The 14,617-nt window shown below is 55.1% G+C and carries 14 protein-coding genes; 8 read left to right on the top strand and 6 right to left on the bottom strand.

Going from position 1 to position 14,617, the window contains the following annotated elements; all coding sequences use genetic code 11:
- Positions 1 to 31: 31 nt before the first annotated feature.
- The 8 genes from ABLV11_RS24775 (at position 32) to ABLV11_RS24740 (ending at position 8,635) form a co-directional block, all read left to right on the top strand.
- Positions 32 to 2,797 carry a sigma-54-dependent transcriptional regulator gene (locus ABLV11_RS24775; RefSeq protein WP_049594287.1) on the top strand — a complete coding sequence of 922 codons (2,766 nt, stop codon included), beginning with the start codon at positions 32 to 34 and terminating at the stop codon, positions 2,795 to 2,797.
- 99 nt (positions 2,798 to 2,896) lie between these two features.
- Positions 2,897 to 3,319, top strand: coding sequence for a PTS sugar transporter subunit IIA (locus ABLV11_RS24770; RefSeq protein ID WP_004108510.1), 423 nt, complete (start codon positions 2,897 to 2,899; stop codon positions 3,317 to 3,319).
- Positions 3,320 to 3,333: 14 nt separating this feature from the next.
- Positions 3,334 to 3,804 (top strand): PTS sugar transporter subunit IIB, encoded by a 471-nt coding sequence (locus tag ABLV11_RS24765; protein WP_004108507.1) that lies wholly within the window; start codon positions 3,334 to 3,336, stop codon positions 3,802 to 3,804.
- A gap of 18 nt (positions 3,805 to 3,822) precedes the next feature.
- On the top strand, positions 3,823 to 4,602 hold the full coding sequence (locus ABLV11_RS24760) for a PTS mannose/fructose/sorbose/N-acetylgalactosamine transporter subunit IIC (RefSeq protein WP_004108505.1): 780 nt from the start codon (positions 3,823 to 3,825) through the stop codon (positions 4,600 to 4,602).
- Positions 4,580 to 5,431, top strand: coding sequence for a PTS system mannose/fructose/sorbose family transporter subunit IID (locus ABLV11_RS24755; protein ID WP_004108503.1), 852 nt, complete (start codon positions 4,580 to 4,582; stop codon positions 5,429 to 5,431). The genes ABLV11_RS24760 and ABLV11_RS24755 overlap by 23 nt, the downstream gene beginning before the upstream one ends.
- 12 nt (positions 5,432 to 5,443) lie before the next feature.
- A complete protein-coding gene (locus ABLV11_RS24750; protein WP_004108501.1) occupies positions 5,444 to 6,505 on the top strand; it encodes an SIS domain-containing protein in 1,062 nt (353 codons plus the stop codon).
- Between the two features lie 17 nt (positions 6,506 to 6,522).
- Positions 6,523 to 7,533: an SIS domain-containing protein gene (locus tag ABLV11_RS24745; protein ID WP_172598499.1), complete on the top strand. Its 1,011-nt coding sequence runs from the start codon at positions 6,523 to 6,525 to the stop codon at positions 7,531 to 7,533.
- Between the two features lie 139 nt (positions 7,534 to 7,672).
- Positions 7,673 to 8,635, top strand: a complete 963-nt coding sequence (locus ABLV11_RS24740; protein ID WP_126488387.1) for an Rpn family recombination-promoting nuclease/putative transposase — start codon at positions 7,673 to 7,675, stop codon at positions 8,633 to 8,635.
- Between the two features lie 52 nt (positions 8,636 to 8,687).
- Here the strand turns inward: ABLV11_RS24740 and opgB are convergent, their stop codons facing one another.
- The 6 genes from opgB to ABLV11_RS24710 form a co-directional block, all read right to left on the bottom strand.
- On the bottom strand, positions 8,688 to 10,979 hold the full coding sequence (opgB, locus tag ABLV11_RS24735; protein WP_348855939.1) for a phosphatidylglycerol--membrane-oligosaccharide glycerophosphotransferase: 2,292 nt from the start codon (positions 10,977 to 10,979) through the stop codon (positions 8,688 to 8,690).
- Positions 10,980 to 11,235: 256 nt separating this feature from the next.
- Entirely contained in the window at positions 11,236 to 11,730 is a 495-nt protein-coding gene (locus ABLV11_RS24730) for a DUF2501 domain-containing protein (RefSeq protein ID WP_126488389.1), read from the bottom strand.
- A gap of 64 nt (positions 11,731 to 11,794) precedes the next feature.
- Complete coding sequence (gene dnaC, locus ABLV11_RS24725) at positions 11,795 to 12,532, bottom strand: DNA replication protein DnaC (protein WP_024273697.1); 738 nt, start codon at positions 12,530 to 12,532, stop codon at positions 11,795 to 11,797.
- A 2-nt stretch (positions 12,533 to 12,534) separates the two neighbouring features.
- Positions 12,535 to 13,074: a primosomal protein DnaT gene (gene dnaT, locus ABLV11_RS24720; protein WP_023320292.1), complete on the bottom strand. Its 540-nt coding sequence runs from the start codon at positions 13,072 to 13,074 to the stop codon at positions 12,535 to 12,537.
- A gap of 108 nt (positions 13,075 to 13,182) precedes the next feature.
- Positions 13,183 to 13,656, bottom strand: coding sequence for a threonine/serine exporter (locus ABLV11_RS24715; RefSeq protein ID WP_004108488.1), 474 nt, complete (start codon positions 13,654 to 13,656; stop codon positions 13,183 to 13,185).
- On the bottom strand, positions 13,647 to 14,423 hold the full coding sequence (locus tag ABLV11_RS24710) for a threonine/serine exporter ThrE family protein (protein WP_004108487.1): 777 nt from the start codon (positions 14,421 to 14,423) through the stop codon (positions 13,647 to 13,649). Before ABLV11_RS24710 ends, ABLV11_RS24715 begins: the two co-directional genes overlap by 10 nt.
- Positions 14,424 to 14,617 lie beyond the last annotated feature (194 nt).

Below are 14,617 nucleotides of genomic sequence, written 5' to 3'. Positions count from 1 at the left end.
TAAGCCCCTGAAAGGTGAAGAGGGGGATGCGATGCGTAAAACGGAACTATTGGCTTTTCTGCAAAATCAGACCGATTTTTTTGATCCGGATAACCTGAGCGAGGTCTTCACCGCTGGCTACCTGGCCCGGCGTTTTGCCATGCAAAGAAATACCGCCAGCCACTATCTGAATCAGCTGGTGGCCCAGGATGTGCTGGTGAAGATTAATACCCGTCCGGTCTATTTTCTGCATAAGGCCGCCTTCTGCCAGCAGTTTTTCCCCCTTTCCCGCAGCGAGTACGCCAGCATGGCGGAGCTGCTCGCGGAGAGCGATCGACAGCCGGAGCAGGCGGATCATTTTTCATTGCTTACCGGCCATGACGGTAGCCTGCGCAAGCCGATCGAACAGATGAAAACCGCGCTGTTTTATCCCAACGGTGGCCTGCCGCTACTGATCGTCGGCGACAGCGGAACTGGCAAAAGCTATATGGCGGAGCTGATGCATGAGTTTGCCATCGCCCAGGGACTGCTGCCGCCCGATGCGCCCTTTGTCAGCTTCAACTGCGCCCAGTATGCCAGCAACCCGGAGCTGCTGGCCGCCAACCTGTTTGGCTACGTGAAAGGCGCGTTTACCGGCGCGCAAGGCGATAAAGCCGGGGCGTTTGAAGCGGCAAACGGCGGCGTGCTGTTTCTCGATGAAGTCCACCGTCTGGATGCGCAGGGACAGGAGAAGCTCTTCACCTGGCTGGATCGCAAAGAGATCTATCGGGTGGGAGAAACGGCGCAGGGGATGCCGATATCCCTGCGGCTGGTGTTTGCCACCACCGAAGATATTCACAGCACGTTTCTGACCACCTTTATTCGTCGTATCCCGATCCTCGTTAGCCTGCCTGATTTACAGACCCGCAGCCGCCACGAGAAAGAAGCGCTCACGCTGCAGTTTTTCTGGCAGGAGGCGCGCACGCTCGCCGCCCGGCTGCAGCTGACGCCCCGGCTTTTGCAGGTGCTGACGCACTACGTATATCGCGGTAACGTCGGTGAGCTAAAAAACGTGATTAAGTACGCCGTTGCGTCAGCCTGGGCCAGGGCTCCGGGCAGCGAGAAGCTGAACGTCACGCTGCACGATCTGCCGGAAAATATCATGGCCGCGACGCCGGCGCTTAGTGAACCGATGGGCCATGAAGAGCCGCTGCTTATCGAACCGCAGACCAGCCTGGTCTGGCTGCTGCGCGCGCGCGACCCGGTTCAGGGGCTGATTTATGATACTCAGTGCCGCGTTCTCGCGCTGTATGAGGCGGTGCTGAGCAAAAAAAGGCTCTGGGAAGAAGCGCAAAAAAGCATGGGCGAGGAGATTGAAACCCTCTTCGATCGGCTGATATTTGATAATCACGATACCCAGAGTTCGCATATGCTGCTGCTGATAACGCATCAGGTGCGGGAGGAATTTTATCGCCTTGAAAAGCGCTTCAATATCCAGTTTAACGGCAACTGTATTTATGCTCTAAGCCACTACCTGATTCATCGTTCCCGCCAGGCGCAGTCGACGATGAGCAACGAGAAAAGCCGCCAGCTGGAGGATTTCCTGGCGCAAAAATATCCGTTGCTGTATCGCTTTTGTGAAGAGATCCTCGCCGCGCTGGCGCTGAAGCTGGACATTGAACCCCGACGTATTGACCTGTTGTTACTGGTACTGTGGTTACAGAAAAATGGCGCCATTAGCCAGCAGCAGGTGACCCGGGCAATTATCCTCGCCCACGGTTACGCCACCGCCAGCAGTATCGCTAATGTGGCGAACCGGTTGCTGAAAAGCCAGCTGTTTGAGTCATTCGATATGCCGCTTGATGTCACGCCGGAGGCTATTGCTAACCAGGTGATGGCCTATATTGAGAGTCACGCGCTGGCCTCCGGACTGGTCATCCTGGTCGATATGGGTTCGCTGAACGCCATTCATAGCCATTTTAACCGTCGGCTGACGACGCCGATGGCGATAATTAATAACGTCTCGACCGGGATGGCGATGTACGTCGGCGAGCGAATTTTGCAGGGCGACATGCTGGAAGATATCGTCCGGGAGATCCGCGGTGACCTCGCGATCGAGCATCAGCTCTATTACCCGCAAGCGGACAAACCGCGGGCGATTCTTACGACCTGCGCCACCGGCCTGGGAGCGGCGGCGAATCTGTCGGCGCTGTTAAAAGCCAGCATCCCTGAAGCGCTGGGGATCGATATTGTGGCATGCGATGTGGAGACGCTCGCCGATCCCGCGCGGCGGCAGCCGATGCTGAGCCGCTATGAGGTGCTGGCGATCGTCGGAACCCTGGACCCGCAGCTTGCCGATCTGCCGTGGATTTCGCTGGATTCGTTAATCTCCGGCGAAGGGAGCCGCCCGCTGATGCGCATCTTCGGCGAGCTGGCCACCGCTGAGCAGGTCAGCGAAATCAATAACCTGATCCTGAAGAATTTCTCGCTGCGCCGGGTGATCGAGTCGGTGACGATCCTCGATACCGGTAAAGTGATCAATCAGGTTGAGCAGTTTTTACTGCGCTATGAGCATCTGGCCGGCTGCGATGTGCCTAACGATCGCAAGGTCGCGCTGTATGTGCATATCAGCTGTCTGATAGAGCGCCTGATCCGCAACGCCTCGCCATCCCATTATTCCGGAAGGCAGTGTCCGCAGAGCGAGCTGGCGACGCTCCGCGAGGCTTTTAGTGTCATAGAGAGTGGGTATAGTGTCAAAATCCCCGCCGTAGAGCTGTACTACATTCACGATATTCTGACGCGGGAAACGGAATTTATTCAGGAAGATCAAGAGTTTTAATCCCCTTCATTAGTTGATCCTTGCGCTAGCCGGCGCGCCACTGTTTCTGGCACGCCGGTTGCAATCAAGAAAGCAGTGGAATGCGCTTTCGAGGTAAGGATGAAACGACACTATATTTTTGCCAGCCATGGCACCTTTGCTAACGGTTTGCTGAACTCCGTGGAGCTGATCCTCGGTAAACAGCCGGATATTCATACCCTGTGCGCCTACGTCGAGGAGGAGGCCGACCTCACGCAGCAGGTGGAGACGCTGCTGGCGCGTTTTCCCGCCCAGGATGAGCTGATTGTGATTACGGATATTTTCGCCGGTAGCGTCAATAATGAATTTGTGCGCTTTCTATCACGCCCGCACTTTCATTTATTGTCCGGCTTAAATCTGCCGCTGATTATTGATTTGCTCATTTCAGCTGGCGAAGAGAATACCGAAAAATTAATTTCTGAAGCATTAATAAGCGCCAAAGAGAGCATTCAATACTGCAATCAGACGATTGCCAGTGCGATGACTATTGATAAAGACTTCTGAAATGAGGGAACACTATGATTACGCTATTAAGGGTTGACCATCGATTACTTCACGGCCAGGTTGCCTTTTCCTGGACGCAGTATGTCGGCGCTGATTGCATTTTAATTGCCAACGATAATGTCCCAGATGATGAGCTACGGAAAACGACGATTAAGCTCGCTAAACCCCCTTCAGTCAAACTGGTGATTAAAAATATTAACGACTCTATTGAATCGATAAAAAGCGGCGTGACCGACAAATATAATCTGTTTATCGTCGTGGAATCGGTAAATGATGCCTGGCGGATTGCCAGCGCCGTCGAGGAAATTAAAAGTATTAATCTCGGCGGAATTAAAGCCAAAGAGGGCAGTAAAAATATCTCTAAGGCGATTAATTTACTCCCGGAAGAAATAGAGCAACTGCAGCAACTGGTTGGGAAAGGCGTCGAAGTTGAGATTCGCCAGGTCCCTAACGACCGCAAACAGCTTTTTGCGGAATGCGTTTAATTCCGCGGAGGACAGATTATGGTAGAGGCTCTCTTACTGGGGCTGGTGGCGTTTATCGCGCAATCGGAATATGCGTTAGGAACGTCGCTGATTTCGCGGCCTATCGTGACCGGGCTGCTGACCGGGCTGGTGCTGGGGGATGTACAAACCGGCGTCATCATGGGCGCGACGCTTGAGCTGGCCTTTATTGGCTCTTTCTCGGTCGGCGCATCGATTCCGCCTGATGTAGTAACCGGCGGTATTCTCGGCGTGGCGTTCGCCATTACCTCCGGCGCGGGAACGGAAACGGCGCTGCTGCTTGGACTGCCCATCGCCACCCTGACGCTGATCCTGAAAAACGTCTATCTGGGGATGTTTATTCCGATGCTCAGCCAGAAGGCTGACGGCTATGCGGAGCGGGCGGATACCCGCGGCATTGAACGTATGCATTTGATTGCTGGCTTCGGGCTGTCGCTGATGCTCGCCACGGTGGTCACCGTGTCATTCCTGGTCGGCAGCAATGCGGTGAAATCCCTGCTTGACACGATCCCGGAATTTATCAAACACGGGCTCAGCGTCGCCACTGGCATCATTCCGGCCCTCGGCTTCGCAATGCTCGCCAGGCTACTGATTAATAAGAAAGTTGCGCCGTACTTTTTCCTCGGTTTCGTGCTGATGGCCTACCTGAAAATTCCGGTAACCGGCATCGCCATTCTCGGCGCTATTGTGGCGGTGGTCATGGTTAACGTCACCGCGTTGAGCTCACCTCGTACGACGACAGAACAAGGAGTCAGCGATGACGACGAAGATGATTTCTGAAGAAACTCTGCAGCCGCAGGCGCAGGAAGAGGCCCGTATTACGCCGCGCGATCTACGCCGGGTCTTCTGGCGCTCCTTCCAGATGGAGTTCTCCTGGAACTATGAGCGGCAGATGAATCTTGCCTTTGTTTACGCCTTGATTCCGGTGCTGAAAAAGCTCTATCCGCGCAAAGAGGAGCTGGCCGGGGCGTTAAAGCGACATCTGGTGTTTTTCAATACCACGCCGCATATCGTCACCCTGCTGCTGGGGATCACCGCGGCGATGGAGGAGAAGAATAGCCAGCAGAAGAACATGGACGCCAACGCGATTGATAACGTCAAAGCGTCGCTGATGGGGCCGCTGGCCGGGCTGGGGGACTCCTTCTTCTGGGGCACGCTGCGCCTGATCGCCACCGGCATCGGCACCAGCCTGGCCCTGAAAGGTAATATTCTCGGTCCCATCCTGTTTCTGCTGGTGTTTAACGTGCCGCACATCCTGGTGCGCTGGTTCTTTACCCGCTGGGGCTATGTGCTGGGCACCGGGGTACTGCAGCGCATCCAGAAGAGCGGAATGATGGAGAGCCTGACCTACGGCGCGTCGATTATTGGCCTGATGGTGGTCGGGGCGATGACCGCTTCAATGATTGATATCACCATCCCCATCGCATTCGGCGCCGGAGAGGCGAAAACCCAGGTGCAGGACATTATCAACGACATTCTGCCCTGCATGCTGCCGCTGGTAAGTTTCGGCATCGTTTACTGGCTGCTGGGGCGCAAGGTTAAACCGCTCTCTATTATCGGGGGGATGGCGCTGGTGGGCATTCTGGGTTCGTGGATTGGCTTGTTTTAACAGGAGTCGAAAATGGTAGCAACGATGATGACCTATATCAGCGAGGAGTCGGCCTGTCTGACGCAGATCCTGCGCGACTACCGGCAAAAGCTGGCGGCGATTGAGACTTTTGCCCGCCAGCACCCGGTGCGCCGCATTCTGCTGTTGGCGACCGGGTCGTCGCTGAACGCCGCCCTGTGCGCGCGCTATTTCTTTGAGCAGCGCTTCGGCGTCCTGGTTGAGATTAAAGAGCCGTACAACTTTACGCACTACGAGGCGGTCGATCCGCATACCGATCTGGTGGTGGCGATTTCGCAGAGCGGTAAAAGCGCCTCAACGCTGGAGGCGATGCGTAAGGTGCAGGCATTGAGCCTGCCGGTTTTTGCTCTGACCTCCGATCCGCAAAGCCCGATAGCCCGGGCCTGCGACGGGATACTGGATATCAACACCGGGATTGAGAGCGTGGGGTTTGTCACCAGAGGGTTTAGCGCGACGGTGCTGAATTTGCTGCTGATGGCGCTGACCATCGCCCGTAGCCAGGGAAAAGCCAGCGAGGCCGAGGAGCAGCGCTATCTTGCCGAACTGCAGCGGCTGGCGGCGGCGATCCCGGATGTCATTGACCGCACCTCGCGGTTTATCGACAGGCATGGCGAAGCGTTGCGGGGCGGCGAGCGCTTTGTCGCCACCGGCTATGGCGCTCTGGTTGGGGTTGCGAAAGAGTTTGAAACTAAATTTACCGAAACGGTGCGCGTGCCTTCCAGCGGCTTTGAGCTGGAAGCTTATATGCACGGTCCCTATCTGGAGGCGAATTGCCGCCATGTGATGCTGTTTATTGAAGATGCGCCGGATGGGCGGACCCGGGCGCTGCGGGACTATATGGCGCCGTCCATTGCCCGCGCCTTTACGCTGACGCTGAGCGACGAAGAGGATGCGCAGACGCTGGCGCTAAACTGCCCGTGTGAACATCACCTGGCGCCGCTGCTGCTGATTGTTCCCGTCCAGATGCTGGCCTGGCATACCGCCGGACTGAAAGGCATCGATCTGGCTAAACGTATTTTTGACGATTTTGACCGCGTCTTAAAAAGTAAAATCTGATTATTCAGGAGAAAACTATGTTGGGTTTTAATCAGGACGAGTACCTGACCAGTGCTCGCGAAATCATCGCTGCGCGCAAACAGGCGGAAGACGTCGCCGACGATATTTATCACAGCGGCTGCAGCGCCTTATTTTTCGCCTCGGTAGGCGGTTCTTTAGCTCCGATGATGGCAATTAATGAGTTTGCTAAAGAATTAACCGGCGTGCCGGTTTATCTTGAGCAGGCGGCGGAATTAATCCATCGCGGGCATAAAAAATTAAATAAAGATGCGGTGGTGGTGACGTTATCCAAATCCGGCGATACCAAAGAGTCGGTGGCCATTGCCGAATGGTGCAAAGCACAGGGGATTCGCGTCGTGGCCATTACCCGTAATGCCGATTCGCCATTAGCTGAGGCGGCGAGCTGGCATATTCCGATGTGCCACAAGAACGGCGTGGAATATGAATATATGCTGCTCTACTGGTTATTCTTCCGCGTCATTTATCGTCACGGCGATTTCGCCCATTACGATCGTTTTGCCAGCCAGCTGGAGTTGCTGCCGGAAAATCTTCTGCAGGCCAAACGCCAGTTCGATCCGCAGGCGGATAAAATTGCCGCTCAGTATCACGACTGCGACTATATGATGTGGATCGGCGGGGCGGAAATGTGGGGCGAGGTCTATCTGTTCTCGATGTGTATTCTCGAAGAGATGCAGTGGAAGCGGACCAAGTCGGTGAGTTCGGCTGAGTTTTTCCACGGCACCCTGGAGTTACTGGAAAAAGAGGTCCCCCTGTTCCTGGTGAAAGGCGAGGGTAAATGTCGGGCGCTGGATGAGCGCGTTGAGCGCTTTGCTGAGAAGATCACCGACCACCTGGTGGTTATCGACCCGCGTGACTATCCGCTGAACGGTATTGATGATGCTTTCCGCTGGATCATGGCGCCGTGTGTCGTTTCTACTCTGCTGGTGGACCGGCTGGCGGCCCACTTTGAACATCATACCGGACACGACCTTAATATCCGTCGTTATTATCGTCAGTTTGATTACTAAGCTATGCTGATGGCGGCCAGCCCGGCTGGCCGCCGCGCTATTCTCCGAGGCGCTTCCCAGAAAATTATCGTCAAACCCAACGGGTCAAAAACTGATGGTAGAGTCCGGCTTTCCTTCTCTTTCTGGCAAGCGGACGGCCATGAAAAAACGGATGACCTCAACGCCGCATGATGCGGTTTTTAAGCGATTTCTTCGCCACCCGGAAACGGCGAATGATTTTCTCACGCTGCACCTGCCGGAAGCGATCCGTCAGCGATGTGATTTTTCTACCCTGCGGCTGGAACCGGCGAGCTTTGTCGATGAAGATCTGCGCGCCTGGTACTCGGACGTACTATGGTCGGTACAAACCCCCTGCGGCCTGGGATATGTGTATGTGGTGATAGAGCATCAGAGCTCGCCGGATAACCATATGGCTTTTCGCCTGATGCGCTATGCGATTGCCGCCATGCAGCGTCACCTCGACGCCGGGCACAAAACGCTACCGCTGGTGGTGCCGATGCTTTTTTATCACGGTGCGACCAGCCCCTATCCCTTTTCCCTGAACTGGCTGGACGAATTTGCCGACCCGCAGATGGCGAGGACGCTGTATGCCTGTCCGTTTCCGCTGGTTGATGTGACGGTGATACCGGACGATGAAATTGTTCAACACCGGCGGGTCGCGCTGCTGGAACTGATGCAAAAGCATATTCGCCAGCGCGATCTCAGCGGGATTACGGAGTCGTTGGCGACCCTTGTCATGCTGGGATACACTAACCGCAGGCAGTTGAGAGTGCTGTTTCATTATATGCTGCAGTACGGCAACACCGCCGATCCGAGCGTGTTTCTCCGCCGGTTGGCCCGCCGTCTGCCACAATATGAGGAGAGGTTGATGTCTATCGCTCAAAAACTCAAGCAGGAAGGTCGACAAGAAGGTCGTCAGGAGGGAAGGCAGGAAGGGATACAGGAAGGCCGGCAGGAAGGGCGCCTGGAAGGTCTGCAGGAAGGGAGCCGGCGGGAAGCGTTGCGCATTGCCGGCAGTATGCTGCAAAACGGTTTAGATACCGAGACGGTTCAGCGGATTACCGGGCTCTCAGCGGATGAGTTAAAGCCGCTGCATAGCTAATATCCGCACCCAGTCACCGCGACCCGGCGCAAAAGCCGCCGGGTGGAAGGGGCTACCCTTCGCTTTTCACCACTTTGATTTCAACCATACCGATGCCCAACTGACGCGGGGAGTGGCCGAGAATATTGCCCTCGTTCGTGGACTGCGGGTCCGGCGGCGCAATCGTCAACGTACTGCTACGCGACGGATTATCGAAATGCAGGGTAGTGGTGGTGACATCATTAGCCAGTACGATCGTTTGTTCGCTGCTGCCTACCCGTACCGGAATCGGCTTATTGGCATTCGGCCCGTAGGCTTTGGCGGTAATCACCAGATCGAATTTCTCCGGCAGCGGCTCCTTATATTCAATTTTCACTTCGCTGCCGAGCTGAGCGTTAGACCATCGCCCCCATGTTTCCGGTCGAGAGATACCGCTAAATTGCTTCACCTCTTCCGGCGCGCCGGCAACGTTGAACAGGAAGCTGTCGGCTTTATAGCGAATGTCGTTATCGACAATCTTCAGCGTATCGACGTTGCCCTTATAACGTTCCATATCGATAAGGGTATCTTTGAACGCGGTTTTACCCTGCCACTGGGCTTTGTCGACGCGCTGGACTTTCTGTTCGCCTCCCAGCTGGCCCTGCGATACGCACCAGTCGGTGGAGAGCGCCACTTCCGGCGACCACAGCTGACCCATCTTGTAGCAGCGGTCGACCCAGACGAAATTATCACGCGGCGCAAAGTCGGCCAGCTGGAAGCGCAACGGTGCGGAGTATTCGCTTTCCGGCAGCGGCTCAACGCGTTTGTCGGAGATGCGCAGCAGCAGCGGCAGGCGGAAATGGCTGCCGGAGAAGGAGATCATATTTTTCTGCGCATCAACGGTGAAATTCTTCATCTCTTTGGGGAAATTCCACAGGCGGATGATATCCGGCTTCCACGCCAGCACTTTCTCTTTCATATTGAGGAACACGGTGGAGAGCGACTCTCCGGAAAGGCTGCTGCGGCCAAGGCCAATAAAGTTATCGCCGCCGAGAATATCGAGCACCGTCGCGCCGTTATCCATGGTATTACGTTTGACGGCCAGCGTATCCTGCTGGGGTTGATCGCCGCGCAGGACGAAAAACAGATTGCTGCGATCCTGCTTATTCAGATAATCCCAGGCGCTGTTTTTCATCGCCAGGTGATCGGATGATACTACGATGACCGTATTTTTGAACCACGGAGAAGCTTTAATCTTCTCGATTAACGCCGCAATGTGCTCCTGACTGCAGGATACGGCGCTAAAGGAAAGGTTCTTTTTGCCGTCCATGTCGTAGCTTTTGCGCTGGCAGGTTCGGGAGATGAAACCATCCGGATGATGGGTATCGACCGTCAAAGCAAACAGCGAGAAGCGTTTACCGGACTGTGAAAGCGCTTCGAATTTTTTCCAGGTTTCATCAAGAACCGTATCATCGTAGAAGCCCCAGTCGTTACGATAGGCCGGATCGGCAACCGTGGTTTTTAGCTCTTCCGCGCCGTACAGATGATCGAAGCCGTGAGACTTCAGGAAGACATCTTTTCCGGCGAAGCGCAGATTCGCGCCCTGTACGAAGTAGTTCTCATAACCCGAGTTTTTCAGGATATCCCCAAGGCAGATATTCTGCGGGAAAAAGCTGGAAACCGAGGCCGAGGCGTTGCCTTCAAACGGCGCAAACAGCGGGATCCCGCACTGAGAGGCGACCATTCCGGCAATCGTGTAGTCGGTGCCGGGCAACTGGGCGGTATTGCTGAAATCCAGCCCCTCGCTTTTGAGTTTACCGAGCTCCGGCGTCAGGTCCGGGAAGGCGTCGTTATCAAAATAAGTGCGCTCCAGACTTTCGCCGTAGATGTACACCAGGTTCAGTTGCGGATTGGCGATGCTTTTTGATGGCTCTTTGTAGTAAGCCACGAAGTCAGGATCGCCATCGCGGGACTGGGATTTAACCAACTCGCTAATCTGGCGAAAAGCGGGGCTGGCATCCACTGAAGCCAGCCCCAGAACCAGCGCCACGAGGCTGTAGCCAAAGTGATGAGGGTGATGCCGGCGGCGGCGGAGCACCCAGCCGAGTGCGCCAAATACCGCGACCAGCGCCACGACCAGCCCAACGCCAGGCAGGATATATTTGCCCACGCCAGCGCCCGTCAGGCTGTTGGTCAACGTATAAAGTACCGCGTCATTGATACCATCGCCGGTGAAGTAATTGCTGGCGTAGAGGGTAATATTCAAAATAACGAACAGGCCCAGCACCGTGAGCGTGGCGGCGAACCACCAGGTATTACGACCGGCTTTTAATGCATAAATCATCACCGAAGCAAGAAACAGGGCGATGGATAACAACTCTGACACAGCTCATCCTCATTCACGCCAGTTGTCTGCTGGCCAGATAGATCTTTTTCCACGCTACACTGTAATTGCAGCGCAATATTGCCGCAATTGTAACGTCATGAATTTGTGCTGTGGTTCAGAATTGGTTTAGAAATCGCCGTTTTTGATCTGCCTCACATCCTGTCAGACAGGAGATTCCGGGCAAAGATGTTAAAAAACAGACGTTGCCGCCGCGTTGGCCAGGGTAACCCGCCAAACGCGGCATTAAGAGGATAAATCAGGAGAGGAAGCTCACGCCCTGTTTTAAGACCAGGTCGCAGGCTTTGGTTTTGACTTTTTCCGCCAGCGGGCTGCTGCCAAGGTTGTTCAGATTCAGCTGCTGGCCATCTTTGCTGGTCAGCAAACCCTGAAGACCCTCAAGATAGCTGGTGTCTTCTTTTTGTTTTTCCGGCGTGCTGAGACCCAGTTTATCCAGCACCTGATTTTTGATGTTTTCAGTATTGGTGACTGAAGCCAGCTTCTGTTTCGCGCAATAAGACATAATCCCTGCGGCATTATTCATGCTGCTGGCGGTCAACGACTGGTTGCCGCCGTTGAGCAAACCGGTCAGCGAAGAGAGGGACATCCCGCCGCTTTGCTGGCTACCGTTCTGGCTGCTGAGCTGGTTTGCGGCGCTGGAGAGCGAATCCTGCCAGGAGGTGGCGTGGGCGCCGAAGGTGAATAAAGCGCCGGCCACCATCGCCGTGCGGAACAACGTTTTTGCAGATTTCATAGACGTACTCTTCGCCGTGGCTGAACATGCAAAGATTATAACGCTGGCGGTGTTTAGAAATATCTTAATACTCTTTTCCGGTTACGCGATCGCGGTAGCTTTCCCAGTTAAAATTGACCCACAGGCTATTGCCCAGCCGCATACGGTCCATTACGCGCTCGCCAAGTAGTTTGTTCATCTCGTCCATGGTGCTGTTCGTCAGCATACCGGTTGGGCGCTTTGACGAAGAGCGGCGATCGACAATCTGATTAATGATGACCTTCTCGTAGCGTGATTCCGTTTGCATACCGATTTCGTCTATTACCAGCAGGTCGACCTTGCTCAAATCGGTGAGTAGCTGCTCTTCGCTGGTTTCCCGGTTGCCGAAGGTATCTTTCATCGCTGACATAATATCGGCGACGGTGATAATCAATACCGATTTCCCCCGCAGCAGCAGCTCGTTGCAGATAGCGGCGGCAAGGTGGTTTTTTCCGGTACCCGGCTTTCCGGAGAAGATAAAGCTGGCGATATTGCCGTCGAACTCCTCAACGTACTGGCGCGCTCTGGACAGCGCAATCATCTGGCCCTCGCACTCAACCCGGTAGTTATCCAGCGAACAGTTCTGGTGCAGCGGGCGGATGCCGGAGCGGTTAAAGGTACGCTGCATTTTCATGGCGCGGTTTTCGCGTTCCAGCGCCTCAGAGCGCAGCTTGCCCTGTTCTTTTTGCCACGCCAGCAGCTCTTCACCTGTCTTGAACGCGGGTTCGACATGGGCTGGCATCATCTTTTGCAGGCGCTTCATTAAATCGCCGACATTTTTCATGCTCATCCTCGGAATCCTCGTGGAATATGGTTATCGGGTTCGCTAATCGCGTTGACATCCCGTCGCGGCTGGCCGCCGTTGCTGGCCCGGCCAATCTGCACGCTGCGCGCTAGCTTCTGCTGCCACTGGACATGATGAAAGACTTTACCTTCCGCCTGCCAGTAAGCGACAAATGCCGCCAGCTCTTCCGGCGTGACGGGCTGGCTGAGGGCGATGCCCCACAGCGCGGCCAGACGCTGGAAATCGGCATCCGGCTGCCAGTCGGCATACATCGGAAATTTACCCATCGGTACCGCAACGGGGGCCGTCGTCGGCTCGTCAAAAAACTGCGCATCCAGCGCAATATCGCTATTAGGGCGCGATAATTTGGCTTCCAGCTCCAGCAGCTGCGCCAGACGCTCCGGCGTCAGCGCATAGAATGCGGGCGCGTTGTTGGCAAATACGGCGACGGCGCCGGCGGTGGATTTTGCCAGCACCGCCGCGTGATCCTGCATGAAGTCATCCAGACCGCTAAAATCGGTAGTTAATATTCGTGAAGACATAAATCAATCTCAACTCTGAACAACTAAAAAGAGAGGGGTAGCTGCACACATAGTAGCATAGAGGTCGCTCAGGAAGGAGCGCCGCGGGCGAACCGGCGGCGCGGTTAGCTAGACGCGCGGACGCTTGCGATACAGCCAAAGTCCCGGAATAGAAAGCCCGATGGATAATGCACCAACGATAGACGAAGCCTTAAGAAAATTGCTTAACAGCATAATCATCATCTCTTCCGAGTAACCAAAATGGCTGATTTTCACCGCAGAGATCATCGCGGTATAGGCGGAGATGCCCGGGAACATCGGGATTACCGCAGCAACGGTGAAAATCTTCGGGTGAGCCAGATACCAGCGCGACCACTGGATGCCGATGCTGCCAACCACCAGGGCGGCCATAAACGTCGCCCATTCAATATTAAAACCTGCCGTCATCATAACCATGCGCGAGCCGTGGCCGATAGCCCCCAACAGGGCGCACCAGCGCAGCGCTCGCTGCGGAACGTTGAATACCATCGCAAACCCAACGGCAGGGATGGCGGCCAGCACCATATCCAGCGCCAGTTCGTAGAGATAAATGATTATGCCCATCCGCGTAGCCCCCACATTGTCATCGCCATCACCACGCCAATACAGGTCGCGAGGGTTAACAGGCTGGCGATTGCCCAGCGCGCCAGGCCGGTGTTGATATGTCCCTTAAACATGTCGGCAACCGCATTGATCAGCGGAAAGCCGGGTACCAGCAGCAGCACGCTGGCGGCCATCGCGATCGTCGGCGTGCTGGCGAAAGCCGGCAGGCGCAGCATCAGTCCGGAGATGGTGGTTGCGACAAAGGCGGTGAGGCAGAAGTTGATTTGCGGATGCATGGAGCGATGAGTCAGGACCTGGCGAATATACATCGCTACCGTGCTGGCGCAGAAAGTGACCAGCGCGCCGTCCCAGCCGCCGTTGTTAAGCTTGCAAAAGCAGGCGCAGGAGAGGCCGACCATTAAAACCAGCAGCCAGCGTGGATAGCGCAGCGGCTTGATCTGGGCGAAGCGTTTTTCGACGTCTTTATAATCCAGCAGTTTATGTTCCGCCATAATCACAATATGCTGAACTTCCGTGACGACGTGCATGTTGATGCCGCGATCGCTGTTTTTCCGCGTCGACGTCAGACACTCGCCATCTTTGATGGTGGTGAGAACAATCGCATTTGAAGAGATGGCGCTTTCCACGCTATCCATCCCCAGCGCCAGGCCCAGGCGGGTTGAAAGCTCCTCTACCAGCGCGCTTTCCGCTCCGTGTTGTAATAAGAAAAGACCACATTGAATGCACAATCGCGTGATTGCGCGCTGAGTTGCCCGATCTGCTTGCATAGATACCTGCTGTCCGTGATGCCCGATGCCGTAGTGTCTGGCGATACTTTTACCTGAAGTTGCGTTTTATCTGAGCGGTCCGGATCAAACAATGTGTAAAAAACCGCCGCATCCAGAGGGGCGCTGAAATTTGAACTCCGCCACACTTCCGCAAGATTGGTGAAAAGTACAATTTTCGCACCAATTTCTCCCTT

It is taken from the genome of Klebsiella sp. GW_Kp181 (assembly GCF_040062315.1).
GTDB lineage: Bacteria > Pseudomonadota > Gammaproteobacteria > Enterobacterales > Enterobacteriaceae > Klebsiella > Klebsiella oxytoca.
Note: the sequence above shows the minus strand (reverse complement) of the source record. Positions and strands in the feature narration are given on the sequence as shown.